The organism is Clostridium sp. YIM B02500 (assembly GCF_022324665.1).
Classification (GTDB): domain Bacteria; phylum Bacillota; class Clostridia; order Clostridiales; family Clostridiaceae; genus Clostridium; species Clostridium beijerinckii.
In genome coordinates, this window is sequence record NZ_JAKGTE010000043.1 from 1 (window position 1) to 18260 (window position 18260).

Consider the following 18260-nt stretch of genomic DNA (forward strand, 5'->3'; position numbering starts at 1 on the left):
TTTTATTTTCTACTCACCGCTGAAAGCTCTTTAGAACCACCCGCGTAGCAGGTGGTATTCAAAATACAATAAAAAGGTATGAATTTTTCACCCATACCTTTAACTATCCAATTAGATTAATTTTAGTAGATCTAAAATTTACTTATTCTAGTTGTGTTTGGCATAATGATAAACACTTTAAATATGCATTTTCTAAACACCTAATAGTTTGTCTATTGTATCAACAAGATCACTTACTTCTGGCTTACTTAGCTGTGCATTTGCTCCCACTGATTCTCCCTTATGTTTTAATTCTCCCGTAATTAGTGATGAAAATATTACAACAGGAAGCTTTTTCAATGTTTCATTTTCTTTTATTTTCCTTGTCAATGTGAGCCCATCCATCTGAGGCATTTCTATATCTGTAATAAGTAATTGAGCTTCTTCAATAAATTTTTCACCTTTATTTCTTGCTAATTCTTCGAAGAAATCTAACGCTTGTTTACCGTCATCAAAAATTCTTAAATTCTTAAATCCTGCTTTTGTAAGAGTATCTTTTAATAACCTTCTAATTAAAGCAGAATCATCAGCCATAACTAATTTTATAGATGATCTATCTTTATAATCTACTTGTATAAGTCTATCTTCACTTATTCCAACACTTGGACAAATATCTGTCACTATTTTTTCAAAATCAAGCATAATTAATACTTTTCCATTTAAAAGTATATTTCCAACAGCTAATGAGTTTTCTGATAGATCATCAGGTTTTCTTATTTCATCCCATCTTATACGATGAACTCCAACTATATCATCAATATTAAATGAAACTTTTATTTTATTAAACTCACAAACTATAACCTTGGATCCAAGTTTTCCTGCCGATCTTTTTGTTAATATGTATTTTAAATCAATCAAAGTAAGTATCTCATCTCTGCATAGTATGAGGCCAGCTATCTCTGGCTTAGGATCTGGCAATTTAGTTAAGTTTGAAGGCATCTCTATTACCTCTTTAACTTTTACAACATTAATTGCATAATGATTTCCATTTGCGATAAATTCTATTATTTCTAATTCCCCAGTACCCGATTCTAGTAATATGTTATTGTTCATAATATCTCTCCCCCTTACTTAAAATCTTGTAATTGTAACATTATTTTGCAAAATATATCCTTTCACTTTTTTATAGTTATCATAGCATTGATCCTATGTTTTATATCGTATTCATAATTATAGCTTATGTATATGTTGAATAAACATATTATTCTATTTATGCCTATACTTTTATTAAATACTTACATCTATTATCGTTGCCATATATAACTTCTTTAATTATATCATTTATACATGATAATTTGTAATTAAAAAAACTAAAATTCATACTCACTGTGAAAGATACATAAGACTGTTTTACCTTAAAATGATAAAACAGAAAACATTATTTTTTTATCTTTGTCTCATTTGTAGAAGCCTATCTTTCAATTTACCTTCAATTTCTTGTAATTCAGCTTCAGCAGCTTTACGTTTTTCTCTTCCTTCAATTTGTATTCGTAAAACTTCATCAAGAGTTGATATCAACGATTCATTTGTATTCTTTAAAGTCTCAATATCAACAATTCCACGCTCAGATTCTTTAGCTGTCTCAATTGTTGACATCTTTAGTGTTTCTGCATTCTTACGTAACAGCTCATTGGTCATGTTCGTAACTTCATTTTGAACCTTGGCTGCATTGTTTGAATGAGCTACTCCAAGAGCTAATACAATTTGACTCTTCCATAGTGGAATAGTATTAACAAGAGTAGATTGTATTTTTTCTGACATTAATGAATCATTATTTTGAACGAGACGAATTTGAGGTGCCATTTGGAGTGAAATCATTCTAGTTAATTCTAAATCATGTATCTTTTTGTCAAAGCGATTGCAAAGAGCCACAAAATCATTTGTCGCCTGAGCATCTTCTGGAAGTCCACTTATCCTTGCTCTTTCTGCTAACTTAGGCAGCTCATCCTTTTCTAATTTTGAAAGCTTCTTTTTCCCAGCTAATATGTACATAGAAAGTTCTTTAAAATATACCTTATTTATTTCATACATTTTATCAAGCATAGCAATATCTTTCAAAAGCTGTATTTGATGATTTTCTAGAGCACTACAAATTTTATTAATATTCCCTTCAACCTTTTCATACTTTGCTTTCATTTGCGAAATCTTTTCTGCAGATTTCTTAAAAAGACCTAGAAATCCTTTTTTTTCTTCTACAGATTCAAAATTTTTAAGCTCACACACTACATTTGTTAACATTTCCCCGACTTCGCCTAAATCTTTTGTTTTAACGTTATTTAATGCTGTCTCAGAAAAATCTGCAATCTTCTTTTGAGCTCCTACTCCATATTGAAGAATTGAATTTGTATTATTTATATCTATTTTATCTACAAATTCATTAATCATCTTCTTCTCATCTTCTGTTAAATAGCTTTCATCAAAAATTTCTTTCTTCTTACTTTCTTCTACCTTTACATCAGTAACTTCCTCTTCAAAAGGTTCAAATGTTAAACTTGGCATCATATCTATATCTTCCTTAAATCCATCATTCACTTTTAATTCCTCCTTTTAGTTCAAGTCCTATTTTTTGAAATCATCTTTTTTAAGCCCTTCTTGAGTAAATAGTGTTTCAAGAACAGAAATATCTGTAGAAATATCTAATGCTATTTCTTCAAATAAATCGTCTAATAACTTTTCAAATGCATTATTTATGGTATCCAAAGTCTTTTCAATTTCATTTTTTGCATTTCTTATATTATCACCCTGAACCGGCTGCTCATTCAATTCTTTATATGCATTAAGAAGCTTTAAAGTCATAGGCAGATAGTGTTTTGCAAATCTATCAACTTCTTGAAGCTTTTTAGGATTCTGCTCAACATACTTAAGTATTTGATTTATAATATTCTGGAGCCTATTTAATTTTTTAGAAATTTCTTCTTTATCTATAGAACTACTTATGTCTCCTATTTGTTTAATGTAATCCCTTCCCATTTCAATTGTATTCCTTAGTTCCATCTTCACTGGATCATTGAAGTCTTTTTTTAGCTCCTCTTGTTTTTTTAATTCATCTTCATTCCTTTTCTTCAAAGATTCCTGTGAAGTCAAATAATTCTCATAAACTTCATTATTTAACATGAAATAAGTCTGCTTATCATCAATATGTCCTTGTGGAAACATATTTAATTCAATCATTTTTCTTAAATCTTTAACTACAAATTTATTTTTTTCCTAACAGCCTCAGCTAATTCACTAATGGAGCAATAGCTATTACCTCGTAGCAATTTCACATATTCTTTAAAACGCTTCGCTCTCTTTCTTAAATTTATACCCCTTAAAGTAAAAGCTCCACTCGCCGCAAGAAAAGAAAACAATATTCCTAAGCTAATCAAATTACTCATTAAAAATTCACTCTTAAAAGAAATAAGTATTGAATATGAAATTATTAATATTCCTAATATTCCGCTTAATATAGATCCAAATATTGTATACAATGTTCCTGATATACTTCCAACTGGTCTCTTAGCAATATATTTCTGTATTTTATTTTCAGATTTTGGAACAACATTCGCGATATTTTTATATCCATTTTTTAATTCATCTTTTATCTTTTTATCAAAATACTGTGATTTATCTACAAATTTATTTCTTGTCTCTCTAACAGTTTCTTGAGCTTTATCATCAATATCTTTTTTTATCTTAGCAAAATCTATGACATCGAATGCATTTTTTATTGTATCTCTAATTTGATTTTCTAAATTAGAAAAATCTTTTTTATCCATTCCCCTGCCTCCAAATTATTTTATTAAAACTTAACTTAACATTAATTTATTTGCAACGATATATTGGCTTTATTATATCTTATTCTTGTATCCATTACAATTTGTAACATCTTTATCTCCCTTTAAAATTCTCATTCTAAGACATAAATATCCATAATTTTTTTATTTTGATTTTTATAGAAATGTAAAATCTGCTTCGTAGACTATGTATTTCTAATACCTTTAAAAATTGTTCTCAGATTTCATTATAATTTTCCCCAAAATAAAAAAATCGCAGGCGCTAGAATATAAATTCCTAAAGAATAAAATAAGCCCCGCGATAAATTATCGTGGAGCTCTAGTTTCAATAAAACGCAACCTTAAATTTTTATAATTCCATTAAAATTATATTATATATATTCTAATCCTCTAACTCATCTGAGAATACTCTTTCAATGTGCATCGCAAGATATCCTATCTCAACTGCTTTTATTTCTTTCTTTAATTCCTTGCCTAGTTTCATACATATGTCTTCAGCAATTTCAAATGATTTTGGAAATCTTTCACTAATATAATCATTCATATCAAGCTTTATCGTTTCTCCTTTTAACATTCTTGCCGCCATATATTTAATGTGGTTCATAAGACGATTATAGGATAATGATTCGATATCTATTGTCTTTCCTGTACTCTCTTCAATGGATGTAATACATGATCTAACTAACATTGCTACTTGCATTGCTTGTGATACTTTTTCATTTCCTAGGCTTGAATGAATATGAAGTGCTATATAGCCAATCTCATCTTCATTTATTTCAATGCCTTCTATCTCTTTGATAATATCTTTTCCTTTACATGCAACTTCATATTCTTCTGGAAATAAAGCTTTGATGTCTTGTGTTAATGGATTACTAATTTGTTCATTATCTCTTATTCTTTTTACTGCAAATGCAATATGATCTGCAAGTGGGCATAAAATGTTCTCGTCTACTTCATGAAATTTCTTTTCTGCTTCCATAATAATATTATTCGCAATTTCTAAAATCTGAGGCTCTATATTGTTTATTATCTCCTTAGTCAATCCTCTTTCAGTTTCTTGCTGCAAGAGATATATATGTGCATTTTCTGGAGCTTCAATACGTTCATTGACCTTTTTACCAAAACCTATACCTTTTCCGAGCAAGATATACTCTTTATAGTTATCCATATTTATAGCGAGTACACCATTATGATTTAGTGCTTTTATCACTCTAAACATTTTATGCCTCCTCATCCCTTATATATTATTCAAATGCATCAACTGCAATTAAAGCTTCTCCGGCTTTTATATCTCCAGTTTTTAATAGACGCACCTTTTGATTGCTATTCAATGCAGTGCATATGCATGGTGATGCAATAGATGGTGCATTATTTTTTATAAATTCTAAGTCAAAGCTTAATATTTTATCTCCAGCTTGTACTTTATCTCCCTCTTCCACATAAGTTTCAAAGGCTTTTTTATCAAGCTTTACTGTATCTATTCCTATATGAATAAGTAATTCAAGTCCATCAGTTGTTGTTAATCCCAATGCATGTTTTGATGGGAATACAAAACTTATTACTCCATCTGCCGGAGCTATAACATTTCCATCACTTGGGACAACCACAGCTCCATCTCCCATTATCCTGCTCGCAAATACTTCATCTGGTACTTCGGATAAATCTTTTGCTTCACCTGTTAATGGACTATTTAAAATCACTGTACTTCTAACTTTTCCTTGAACCTTTTTTTCAATACCTTTTTCAGTATCTTTCTCTGATTCTTTTTTTATTATTGCATAACCAGTATCTTCTTTATCTGGTGCTGTAACTAAGTAATCTTCTAAATTTGATTTTATAACAGTTACTCTTGGCCCATACATTATTTGGACGCCTACGCCTTTGTGAAATATCCCCGATGCTCCAGTTTGTTTTAACAAACCTTCATTCACCAATTCAGAGTTATGTACAGTACAACGCAATCTAGTTACACAGCAATCAACATCAGAAATATTGTTCTTTCCTCCGAGACCTCTGCATATCATGGCCGAAAGTTCGTCTGCGTTTTCATTTTGATCATTTTTCTTTGCTTCTAAATCACTTCTAGTATAAAGCTTAACTTCACCAGAATCTTCACGACCTGGAGTCTTTAAATCAAGCTTCTTAATTAAGAAGGTGAATAATAAATAGTATACTACAAAATATACGATTCCTACAATAACAATCAGTATCCAGCTTGTTTTAGCATTTCCTTGTAAAATACCAAATAAGAATAAATCAATAAATCCACCTGAGAAGGTCATACCTACGCCAACACCTAACATATGCATTAACATATAAGCGAGTCCAGCAAGCACACAGTGAATTCCATATAATACTGGTGCTACAAATAGAAATGTGAATTCAATTGGTTCTGTTATACCAGTGAGCATTGACGTTAATGCTGCTGATAGTAATAATCCACCTACTGCTTTTCTCTTTTCTGGCTTAGCACATTTATACATTGCTAGTGCTGCTCCTGGCAAGCCAAATATCATAAGCGGAAATTTACCCGACATAAATCTTGTTGCAGAAACACTAAAGTGTGTTATTCCTGGCGTTCCTAGTTCTGCAAAAAAAATATTTTGAGCACCTTCAATAACTTTGTCTCCTACTTGAGCTGTACCTCCAACGGCTGTTTGCCAGAATGGTAAATAAAATACGTGATGAAGCCCAAACGGTATTAGTAGCCGTTCCATCAAACCATAAACCCACGTTCCTGCATAACTTGATGCAAGCACTATATTTCCAACTTTGTAAATAGCACCTTGAACTGGAGGCCAAATATAGAACATTAAAATTCCAACTATTAAATAGACAATTGAACATATAATAGGAACAAATCTAGTTCCACCAAAAAACGATAATACTTGTGGTAATTCAATTTTATAATACCTATTATGCAATGCTGCTGTACCAAGCCCTACGATAATCCCACCGAAAACACCCATTTGTAATGAAATTATACCAAGTACTTCAGTTGATGCGCCACTTAAAAGAGCTTCTGTTCCACCATGAATTTTAATCATGGCACCAATTGATGCATGCATTATAAGAAATGCAATTCCTGCTGCTAACGCTGCAACTTCTCTTTCTTTCTTAGACATGCCTATTGCAACCCCTATTGCAAATATTAAAGGCAAATTTTCAAACACAATATTTCCTGCATCATTCATTACTGAAAGAAGTGCATTGACAAATGTGCCAGGTCCAATTAAACCTGTAAGTCCATACGTATCAAGCATTGTTTTATTAGTGAATGACTCACCTATACCTAAAAATAAACCTGCTACTGGTAAAATAGCAATTGGAAGCATAAAAGATCTTCCTACACGTTGCAAAACGCCAAAAACTTTGTCTTTCATAATTCTTCTCCTTCATAGGATTATTTTTGCACATTATTAATGCTTTATTATGCCTTTTTTGTGCAAAAAAACATTAACCAACATAAACATCTTCAATAAATATTTATGTATAGTTAATGCCTACCTACCAGTCACATACTATATCATATTTTTCACTCTAGCATATCTATAACTGCATGTCAATGTTTTCATAAAATATTATCGCGGGCATTTTAATAAAAAAATAAACGGTATTAGTGATTTAACTTTTCTTCATATATATTATATAATATTCTCATAATATATTTTAGGAGGTCGGCTTTCTTATGAATAATATTCTAACTGAAGAAAATATAAAAAAGTTAAGAGAAGAATTAGATTATAGGATGACAGTTAAAAGAGCTGAAATAGCAAAAGAAAAATTAGTAGCTGCTGCTCACGGAGATAGATCGGAAAATGCTGAATATAAAGAGGCTTGCAGAAACTATAGAGAAAATGATAATAGAATCCAGTATCTATTAACTATGATTTCAACTGCAACGGTAATAGATGATGGTAGTATAGATAAATCAATACTAGGAATTAATAGCAAAGCTAGAATTAGGTTTGTCGAAGATGATGATGAAGTTGTTGTAACACTAGTAACAACTATGGATCTGGATCCAGAAAATATGATTATAAGTATTGAATCAGACTTGGGTAAAGCATTATCTGGAAATAAAGCTGGTGACATTGTTGAAGTCAATGCTCCAGGTGAAAAATATTCAGTTGAAATACTCGAAGTACTATAATACCTATTAGATATTAGTTTTAAATATTCATATGATGCATATTTTGAATCCCCTAGCTAAATTGGTGATTAATCAAAATCTTTGCTAAAATATAATCATATAATAGAAAATAGTGCATATAACAAAGAAGCTTTTTCTTTGTTATATGCACTATTTTTACTGATATAATTATGCAAATTTATATTTTCTATTTCTTTGTATAATTCTTTTCTTTAAGTAAAAGATTAATTTTTTCAAGGCGTTTAGTATATAAATCATAATCATCTAGCAAAATTCCCATATAAAGCATATCCACAATAGCTAACTGCGATATGCGTGAAACCATTGTCTCACTATAAAATGTAGTTTCTTCACCACCAGTAAAAAATGTTATGTCTGCATATTCAGAAATAGCTGGTGCTTTAAAATTTGTTAATGCAATAGTTCTTGCTCCAGACTCTTTTGCTATTTTTAAAGCATTTACAGTATCTATTGTGCTTCCTGAATGGGATACACCAATGGCAAGGTCATTACTTGTTAGATGACTTGCACAGATTTGCTGTATATTACTATCAGAGTATGCTCTGCATTCTAATCCTATACGTAAAAATTTATTTCTAATATCACTAGCAACACTTCCCGAATTCCCCACACCGTAAACATCAATGATATTTGAGCTTCTAATCATTTCTATTGCCTTTTTATATTTATTAATATCAATTATTTTTAAAGTATCTTCCAAAGCCTTTATAGTAAGTCCAATCATTTTTACTGGCACATCTTCTATTTTTTCATCTCTATCAATATGAAGTTCTACTAGTAATTTGGAATCATACTGCTTATCTACAGATTCCCTTCCCCACTCTTTCATTAATGCCATCTTAAATTCACTATATCCACTACAACCTATACTTTTCACAAAACGTATAATTGTTGGTTCACTCACCCCTACTTGACGAGAAAGCTCAGCTAAAGTCATTGTAGAAACAGAATGCCCGTTTAATAATACATAATCGGCTACTTTTTTTTCAGATGATCTCAGTAAATTATACATATTTTTTATTTTATATTCGTAAGACTCAGTATGGTCCAATTCATCCACATCCTTTGTTTTGCAGTTTTCCTTAAATATATATTACACTAATGTAGTAAAACTACCAATTCAATATTTCTTTAATACTATTTTAAGATAATTCTTTTATATTGTAAATAGTTTTACTACATTATATCAATTGACATTGTAGTAAAACTACATTATAATATATTCAAAAGGAGGAATACCTAAATAATATTCAATACTGCATAATTACTACATTAGAATATTAAATACTAAATAGGTGTTATCGAAAATTATGATACCAACAAAAAAAGCTGCCGAAATGACTATAGAGGAATTAGGATCTTACATTGATCAATCAGTGCTAAAGCCAGAATTTACTTTAGATCAAATTAGAAAGTATATTCAAAAAGGTGTAGATTATAAATGCAAAACAGTTTGTGTCTATCCATCCTCAATAAATATTGCTAAAGAGTTAACAGCTGAAACTCAAACCGGGATATGTGTTGTATGTGATTTTCCTTTTGGTACATCAGCAACATCCTCAAAAATTTTACAAGCAGAAGAATGCTGCAAGCAAGGAATTGATGAGCTTGATATAGTTGCAAATTGTGGCTGGACACGAAGTAATTTGTGGCACTCAGTTGAGGCTGATATAAAAGCTGTCGTTGATGTGTGTCATGATTATGATATTCTTGTAAATGCAATTTTTGAAACTGATGCTCTAACATTAGATCAAATAAAAAAATCTACAGAAGTCGCTATTTCAGCTGGTGTTGATTTTATTAAGACATCAACTAATTTTCTAACAGGATTTGCTAGCAAAGGTGCTACCCCTGAAACCATAAAAATAATAATGGATACTGCAAAGGATCGCTGTAAAATTAAGGCCTCAGGTGCCATAAAGACAAGAGAGCACTTTCTAAAACTGATTGATATGGGAATTGATAGAATTGGGATAGGATATAAATCTACTCCTGTTGTCTTAGGTCTTTCATAATGAAAATAATAAATAGCTCGGTTATTATTGAAACTAAAGCTATAACTCATCATAGAAATATATATAAAATAGGAATGTAATGAATAATTTATATACATATTAATCCATCACATTCCTATTTTATATTTTAAAACTAAATTATCTAGATTTCTAGTTGTCATTAATTATAGGGATTTTTACCTTTATTTTTACCAAGCTCACTCTTCTGCAATTTTAATTGATTTACTGGAATTAAAAGCTCAAAATCACTTATTATCAACTTCTTTTACATATTGCCATGTTAACCCTTCATCTTTTGATTCATACAAAGCCTTGCATCCCCCATTATAATCTCCATCAGATCCTTGACCTATTAAAACATTAAGGATTCCGTCTTGCTCATAAGGCATATCTGGCAAATCAAAAGGATTATATTTTTCCCCATTATCTAGTGTTACTTTTCTCTCTGGAAAACTTACTTTTTTATAAGATACACCGCCATCCTCGGTGCGATATAATTCTCCGTTACTGCCACCACTATGAGATAAACATAAAAAACCAAGTTTATCATTCAAAAAACTTATTCCAGCTGCCACCCCTGTTTTCCCTGCAAAAGGATCTTCATTTACAATTGTCCATGTATTTCCACCATTAATTGTGCTCTTCAAAGAGTACGATCTGCTTCCAGCTGCAGCTCCAGTCACTTCTAGCCTATAACCAACTTGATCAGACATATAAAATTCATCCTGATTATTTGATTTTTGAGAAATACTTTTATCTTTGTCTTCTTTTAAAGGTGTATGCGTCTTAATGTTATTTAAATCTTCTGTTAAAATATATCTATACGGAGTATATATTTTTTCTTTACCAGGTACGAATACTGAAACAGCATAACCTATTATCTCTGAAGAGGCCTTTGAAGCTGCTTTTGTGCTCGCTTCTGGATTAATATAAGTAATTCCATCAGTATTATATCCAAAACTTCGGTTACCGTAATAAAGAATCCCATATTTATTTTCATTCCATTTGCTCACTGTATCCTTAAGTGGGATAGCTTTCATTGTACTTAGCAATGGCTCTAACAATTTATCTTCATTATAATCAGCATTTACATACCCATTTAAATATATTGTTATTTTATCTGATTTGTCATTATTATAACTTATTAAATAACTTTCTAACTTACCCTTATTATCTTTTCCATAAAGATATGTATCAAAAGACGTAATTGCTCCATCAGAATTAAAATTAAGATTAAAGTTACTTGAAACATACAATTTATCTGGCATATGAATTTCTTTATTAATGTCTGCGAAAATACCTTCTATTCCATTTTCATATATATTGTTATGTTCAAGCTTCACTGTCTTTTTGTTTTTTAAATCACTTAAAAACCACGAAAGTTTTCCGTTATAGCTTATTGTATCATTATATATTTTTGCTCCGTAAAATAATGTTGTAGCAGCTATAACTATCATAGCTATATAGATCCATATAGTTTTATAATTTGATTTGAAAATCTTTCCATCATTCAAGCTCTTCTTTATTATGACTATTTCTTCATCTGTTCTATCTATCATACTTAAAACTAATATGTCTCTGTTTCTAAGTGTTATAACAGCATATTTCCTATTTATTCTAAATGACTTTATATCTTGAAAATCTATCTCTAGTTCGTCTTCTTGTAAAACTTTTATATTGCTTTCATTAAATTTATATTTTTCCATAATCTGTTGCGGAACACTTATAGGCTTTTTTACACTTTTTATTATTACATATGTAAGCCACACTAAAAGGAATATTATACACCCAAACAATATAATAATATTATTATGAAATCTTCCAAACCTAGAAAGCGTATATAGCTCATAAATCGAAATACAATATATAAATACAAATATTGGGTTAGATATCATTGATAAAAATATACTTCTTTTTATAATTTGCCTGTATTTTTTCATTTTAACCTCCTTGCTTTTTTACTAGTATATATAAATTATACAGCAGATTTCCAATTATTTGTATTGTTCTGTTCTTTATATCTAATTTGCAACTGAAATATTTCATACAAAATCTAGTGATTATTTAGATTTTTATGGGCATTATCACCCATTCCCGCCTTTCCTGTTATGCTAGGACCACCATTCATTCCTTGATTTATCTTAAATCCATCTGCAGGATTAATGTTTATATTTTGAGCTGTGATTGCTTGACACGAAATCAATACTACTGACCAAATAAACAATAACATAATTATGACTATACTATATATTACTTTCTTCATATCTCTACAACCCCTTTCTAATTGATAACATATATTTAATAAAACTTCTTCTTGAAACAAATTCATACACATCTTTAAATCCCATGTATGATAAAATTATTAATATAGGGTATGTTGGATAAATGTATCTAGATTTTATTTCCCATAAAACATAAAATCCAATAAATCCTAAAAACACTAAAACTAAGAGCACTTCGTCAAATTTCTTTTCCTTTATTACACCTATCATTCTTATGAATATAAAACAATACATAAGAAAATTCATTACGTACAAAATCCAAAGTAATCCACTTCTATAGACCGAATCTCCTTTAAATAGTTCAGTCGCAAAAGTATTATAGCTATATACTTTTTCTTCTCTTCCAACTCTCTGAGATGAGCTAACTGCTTCATTACCAATGCCAAAGGTTTCAATTTGGTATGTCCCTTCTGTCCAAGTCCATATAATCTTGTCATAATACATTTTTGATAAACTAGTGAAACCCACATTTGATAATTTATTTTTAATTTCTTCTTTAAATAACTCTGTACTTTTTTCTTTATCATATCTTGCCTGTCTTTGATATATATTGTAACTTTTCATATTATCCCAATAACCTATCGTATCTTCATTCATCCCCATATTAATCCACATATATATGGGTGCAGAATTTTTATTAACAGATTCATTCACAATATTTGTTTCCTGCAAAATGAAATTTTGACTCCAATTGGGAATATTAAATAGCACTCCTAATATGCAGAATGATGTTATTGCCTTTTTAACTCCAGTCTTCTTTACTTGCAGTAAAATATAAAAAACAGCAGCTATTAAAACAATAGTTCCTACGCTTCTAAAATAATTTTCTATTGATAAACACACTGAAGCAATTACAATATATTTAATTGATCCATCCTTTACAAATCTTATCAAAAAATATATAGAGCTTGTAAGCAATGTTGTAGCTATAATATCGTTATATATATAATTACTCATAAATAAAGATGGTATATAGGTTGATGCAAATATCAAAACTCCATAATCATTATCTCTTGATTTATAATTTATCTCTTTATATATGTAATAAATGATTAGACTCGTAACTAGGGTAAATAAAATGTTGAAAATTTTAAGAACTAAATAGTTATTGGGAAATATAGTTAATAAGGTTTTCAAATACAATACAGTTGAAAAATTAAAAGGAAACATATATAAATATCCGCTACTTTGAAATGACGAATAATCATTCCTATACAACATATTTAAAGCTAATGATAGTACTGTTTGAGAATCAGCTGTCGGTAATTTAGTAAATAAAAATATAATTATCATTTGAATAATAAAACTAAATACCAAAGTTACTGGAACTACCATTTTCTTGCTATATCTGTTAAGTTTTAAGCACATTCTATATAAAGCTACACTTAATAAAACTAAAATTAATATCATGAATATAAAAATACCAAGTTTTTGATTTTGAAGAACTGGCTTATCTCCATATAAAAAAGTATTATACTTTGCCCTAACAAAAAATGATGATGCTATAAAAAGTCCTATAAAAAAAGTAAATATTAAATATATTATCTTTTTAATTAACGCTGACATATGAAAACTCCTTTATTACAAATCTATTATTTAATCATGGAAATGCAACTTGTCCATAACAATATTGATCAAATAAAAATACATTTATAAATTTTATTATAATAAAGTTTTCTGTAAGTTAGCTTAACAATTTCAAATTTTATAAAAATAATATAATTCATTCTTTATATTGAGTTATATTATAAATATCTAACTCTAAAACTAAATTTATGTGGTAACTTACCAAAATCATAAATATTTTGTTCCGAAAAGCTATGAAAATATATTTATGATTTCTAGTGAATATACGAACTTAAAATACTAGAAAACTTGCAAATATATTCATCTAATAAATATAACTGCTATTATATCATTAACATAAAAAAAATTAAAAATGACCAATGATTCATATTTAAGAATCATTGATCATTTTTATTATACACCTATTAATAATGCTCTTTTACTTTTTACTTTGCGCTTATACTCATACATACGTCTATCAGCTCTCTTTATTAATTCATCAAATTCAATTCCTTCTCTTGGGAAGTTAGCAATACCATAGCTATAACTACAAACAATTTTGTTTCCTTCAAATACTAGTGGACAGTCTTTAAACTTTCTAATCAGTTCTTCAAGCTTATTAGTTAAACTTACTAAATCTGAATTCAAAAAGATTCCTACAAATTCATCTCCACCAAATCTTCCTATAATATCGCCCTCTCCAGCCAAAGCATTTAAGCCTTTTGAAAATTCCTTAATTAATTCGTCCCCAGCCAAGTGGCCATAGTTATCATTAACAAGTTTTAAATCATTTAAGTCAAAAACTACAAGGAAAAATTCTTCTATATTCTTATCTTCATTATAAATTTCACTGTGAATTAATTGTTCAAACCACGTTCTGTTACATACATTAGTTAATTTATCATATCTAGATAAATATAAAGTTCTCTCATGAAGTTTATGATTAGTAATTGCAACCGAAACTTGATTTCTCATGTATTCCATTAATTCCAAATCACCTTCATTAAAACAATTATTGTAGATACTATCAATATTCAAAAATCCATATAATTCACTATCTATAATAATAGGTGAACTAATAATAGACTTTATTTTCATTCCCTCTGCCGTATCTAGCATTTTTATATTTTCTATTTTATGAATATCATTGAAAATAGTTGTTGTATCTACATTATTTCTCTGATTAGCCCATGCAAAGTGCTCTTCGTACTTTAATTCAAATGTTTTAATATCCTCTAAGTTATAGCCTTTAGCCACAGCTATTTTTAAACTTTTGTCTTTATCTAAAAGCAGCACCGATCCACAACTTCTGCTATCTATACAATTAATGACTTCGTCCAATATTAATTGCAGTAAATTATTAATATTAGATATCTCGTTAATCGAGTACCCTATTTTTAGCATTGATTCTTTTAATTTTAATAATTTACTTATCTTTTCTTTGCTCTTTTTTTGTTCAGTAGTGTCTATTATAACGCCAACTAATCCTTTAACATTATCATCTTCATTTACAACAACTGATTTATTAAAGATTACATCATGATATGTGCCATCTTTATGTGTAAGCCTTTCTTCATAGGCTTGGGATTGCTTTTGACTCATTATATTCTTATCTGAATTACTATAAACTTCAGCTAGTTCCTTTTCGAAAATATTATAAACGGTACTTCCCAAAAATTCTTCTTTACTCATTCCTAAAAATTCTGTAAATGCTGCATTGCAATGATTATATACTCCAAATTCATCCTTAGAATATATAGGATTAGGAATAGCATCAATAAGTGTTTGAAGAAATTTCGCATTATCATATACTTTTTTTCTTTGCACTTCAATCTCAGTAATATCTGTTAAAATTAGTATTTTACCAACTATCTTACCATTATTCTCAGATATATTATTAATATTTATCTTATAATATTTTAGCTGTTCTTCATAACTTATACTCATCAAGCTTTCATTGCTGGAACCATTCTTTATAACATTTAATAATGTTTTATATTTCCTACATACTTCATCAATCTTATGCTCTCCTTTACCTATGTCTCTTAACTCTAAAATAATATTTTTTGCTGAATCATTAAAATTTACTATATTATTTTCGGAATCCAATATTATGACACCTTCTAGCATACTGGAAAATACCTTGTTTAACGCTATTGGGGTAAGCTCCAAAAATTTAAATTTTAATATAGCAAAACTATAAATTATTCCCGAAAAAGAAAGCGTAAATGGAGACAAATCAAGAGTAAATGGTAACAGCTTCAATATATAAATGATATTCGCCCCCCATGGAATTACCCATGCAACTATTATAAGTAAAATTTGTTTTCTAATAATTGCAGCTGATTTTAAATATGCTGCTACCAAAAACACTAACCCTGCAATCATTAGAATGTATGTATAAGCAATATGTATCCAATACCAAGGCCCTTCTATTATCTTTGCTATTGGAAAAACTCCAGTATCATTCATATATAGTTCTTTATAGAATAGATGATGAAAATCATTCGTACAATTCAGAATAAATGTAATTGAAGGTATTATATATAGTAATGCTAAAGTATTCTTTTTAAATTTATCTTTATATCCTGTAAAGTTAAGTGCAAGCATTAACCAAAACACAGCTATAAATGGAATACCTAAGTATTCTATTTTTATCCAGAATTCTACTCCTTCGATGCTTGTACATAATATTTCAAATCCATATCCTAATGCATAAATTGATACAGGAATCAAAGACATTGAAACATATGATTTATCTCTTTTCCATGAAGAATATCCTATATAAATTAATGTTAGCGCAGATAATAATAGTATCAAGCAAAAAAAAATGTTTAGCTTCAAAAACATCACCTCATACACTCCATTATACTAAATATATCTTGTAATATTCTACAATTTTATATTTAAAATAAAACATAATGCCATATAATTCTAAAATTATGGCATATATGTCATTATAAACGTGTTACTAAATTGACACTGGATTATTATGTCTCCTAAAATAATCCAGTCTCAGAATTTCATAAATTCATTAACGACTTTGAATCTTATACTAATTAAGACTTTTGTGATTATAAGTTTAATTATAAAACACATTAAATATAAATCTAATGTTATATATATTTAAGAATGGTATCAGTATAAAAAATACTTATTTTTATATTTCTTGTAATATTAAACTAAAGTTATAAAACACAAATATCCAATCTCTAAAATATCATCTCCAAAACCATCCCTAATGAATTCTATCATAGCATCAGTATTATTACCTATTATTCTTGAAAAAGCTACAGTGTAATTCTTTATGTCTTCCTCATCTATTTTATTTTCCATGCAATATTTTAAGAATAAGGAATACCTTAACAATAAATACTCTAATATAATCATTTGGAATGAAATAATCATCTCTTCTATATCATCACTGATACAATTGCTAAAAATTTTAGATATAATGCAATTTTCAACAAAGTCGCTATATTGCTCGAACAAACTTTTATAATCATTCCATTTAGATGAAAGTTTTTTAATTTTAGCATTTTCCGCGAAATTAGCAATATCTTTTAAAAGAATATTAAAAATAGAAACTTCCTTATAATTCTCTATGATATCTAAAAATAGATTATTGACTTCCTCAACTGAGTCATTTGTGTTTATCTTTATTCCCTTATACATGTCAATAAGCTCTTTTACATAATTACTATTCTCATACTTTTCTAATTCTTTTAATAAGGCATGTTCTCCAAGATTCTCTTTTTCTAAAATAGTAGATAGCATTTGAAAGCTAATAATAAGCTTATTTTCTAGCAAGAAATTTTCTTGCTGCATTATGTTTATGATGGTTTCTCTAACTTTAATTTCTAACGCATTACTTTCTAAATTATTATGACTTTCTGAAGTCATATTTATTTTGCCAGTCTCACTACCTATAAGCTCTAATACTTCTGGACAGGAACATGATAATGAAAGCTCTCTTCTATCCTCAAAAATATTCTCTATTCTAGGAAACATTTGGCATGTTAAAGATAAATAATTTTCCCCATGATCTTTTACTATATTGCATAATCCATGGCTGTCTAAAAGCGGACATGCTTCATTTGTTTTCTTATTTATAAAATGCTCATCTTTACCTTCATATCTTTTTATTTTTATATTATTTAGGATATTATTAGATTTGTCATTTTTCCAATTATCATATGTATTGTCATCTACACTAATATCCCATCCTTCACAACATGTGAATTTACACTTATCAGCTGTGCACTTAAACTTATCATAGTTTGAAATTTTTAAGGTATCTATTTTATTCATATATATCTCCAGTTTTTTATAATATTAACTTAACATTAACCATTATAGTTTAATTCTTTATCCTTAGTATACTGTTTATATAAAATATTCACATTTA

12 protein-coding genes and 1 pseudogene are annotated in these 18260 nt (G+C 28.7%); 2 read left to right on the forward strand and 11 right to left on the reverse strand.

All coding sequences use genetic code 11. The features are described from left to right. Positions 1-192: 192 nt before the first annotated feature. The 5 genes and pseudogenes from L1S46_RS23460 to L1S46_RS23480 form a co-directional block, all read right to left on the reverse strand. Positions 193-1092, reverse strand: coding sequence for a chemotaxis protein (locus L1S46_RS23460; protein WP_011968099.1), 900 nt, complete (start codon positions 1090-1092; stop codon positions 193-195). 333 nt (positions 1093-1425) lie between these two features. Continuing rightward, entirely contained in the window at positions 1426-2571 is a 1146-nt protein-coding gene (locus L1S46_RS23465; protein WP_011968098.1) for a toxic anion resistance protein, read from the reverse strand. Between the two features lie 27 nt (positions 2572-2598). Continuing rightward, positions 2599-3797: pseudogene (locus L1S46_RS23470) on the reverse strand (5-bromo-4-chloroindolyl phosphate hydrolysis family protein). A 400-nt stretch (positions 3798-4197) separates the two neighbouring features. Next, positions 4198-5034 (reverse strand): PRD domain-containing protein, encoded by an 837-nt coding sequence (locus tag L1S46_RS23475; RefSeq protein ID WP_238860738.1) that lies wholly within the window; start codon positions 5032-5034, stop codon positions 4198-4200. Positions 5035-5059: 25 nt separating this feature from the next. Continuing rightward, positions 5060-7198: a PTS transporter subunit IIABC gene (locus tag L1S46_RS23480; RefSeq protein WP_238860740.1), complete on the reverse strand. Its 2139-nt coding sequence runs from the start codon at positions 7196-7198 to the stop codon at positions 5060-5062. Between the two features lie 305 nt (positions 7199-7503). Between L1S46_RS23480 and L1S46_RS23485 the strand changes: the two genes are divergently transcribed. Further along, positions 7504-7968, forward strand: coding sequence for a GreA/GreB family elongation factor (locus tag L1S46_RS23485; RefSeq protein ID WP_077856178.1), 465 nt, complete (start codon positions 7504-7506; stop codon positions 7966-7968). Positions 7969-8155: 187 nt separating this feature from the next. Here L1S46_RS23485 and L1S46_RS23490 read toward each other — a convergent pair whose 3' ends face one another. Further along, positions 8156-9040 (reverse strand): MurR/RpiR family transcriptional regulator, encoded by an 885-nt coding sequence (locus L1S46_RS23490; protein ID WP_238901128.1) that lies wholly within the window; start codon positions 9038-9040, stop codon positions 8156-8158. A gap of 259 nt (positions 9041-9299) precedes the next feature. Here L1S46_RS23490 and deoC point away from each other — a divergent pair, with 259 nt between their 5' ends. Beyond that, positions 9300-10004, forward strand: coding sequence for a deoxyribose-phosphate aldolase (gene deoC, locus L1S46_RS23495; RefSeq protein ID WP_011968092.1), 705 nt, complete (start codon positions 9300-9302; stop codon positions 10002-10004). A gap of 245 nt (positions 10005-10249) precedes the next feature. On the opposite strand, the gene L1S46_RS23500 is transcribed toward deoC, so the two are convergent. The 5 genes from L1S46_RS23500 to fliB form a co-directional block, all read right to left on the reverse strand. Further along, entirely contained in the window at positions 10250-11944 is a 1695-nt protein-coding gene (locus L1S46_RS23500; protein ID WP_238901129.1) for a hypothetical protein, read from the reverse strand. Between the two features lie 113 nt (positions 11945-12057). After that, complete coding sequence (locus L1S46_RS23505) at positions 12058-12267, reverse strand: hypothetical protein (RefSeq protein ID WP_026887935.1); 210 nt, start codon at positions 12265-12267, stop codon at positions 12058-12060. A gap of 4 nt (positions 12268-12271) precedes the next feature. After that, positions 12272-13852, reverse strand: coding sequence for a glycosyltransferase family 39 protein (locus L1S46_RS23510; protein ID WP_238901130.1), 1581 nt, complete (start codon positions 13850-13852; stop codon positions 12272-12274). Positions 13853-14266: 414 nt separating this feature from the next. Next, a complete protein-coding gene (locus L1S46_RS23515; protein WP_238901131.1) occupies positions 14267-16672 on the reverse strand; it encodes a histidine kinase N-terminal 7TM domain-containing protein in 2406 nt (801 codons plus the stop codon). 357 nt (positions 16673-17029) lie between these two features. After that, a complete protein-coding gene (gene fliB, locus L1S46_RS23520; protein WP_238860750.1) occupies positions 17030-18163 on the reverse strand; it encodes a flagellin lysine-N-methylase in 1134 nt (377 codons plus the stop codon). Positions 18164-18260 lie beyond the last annotated feature (97 nt).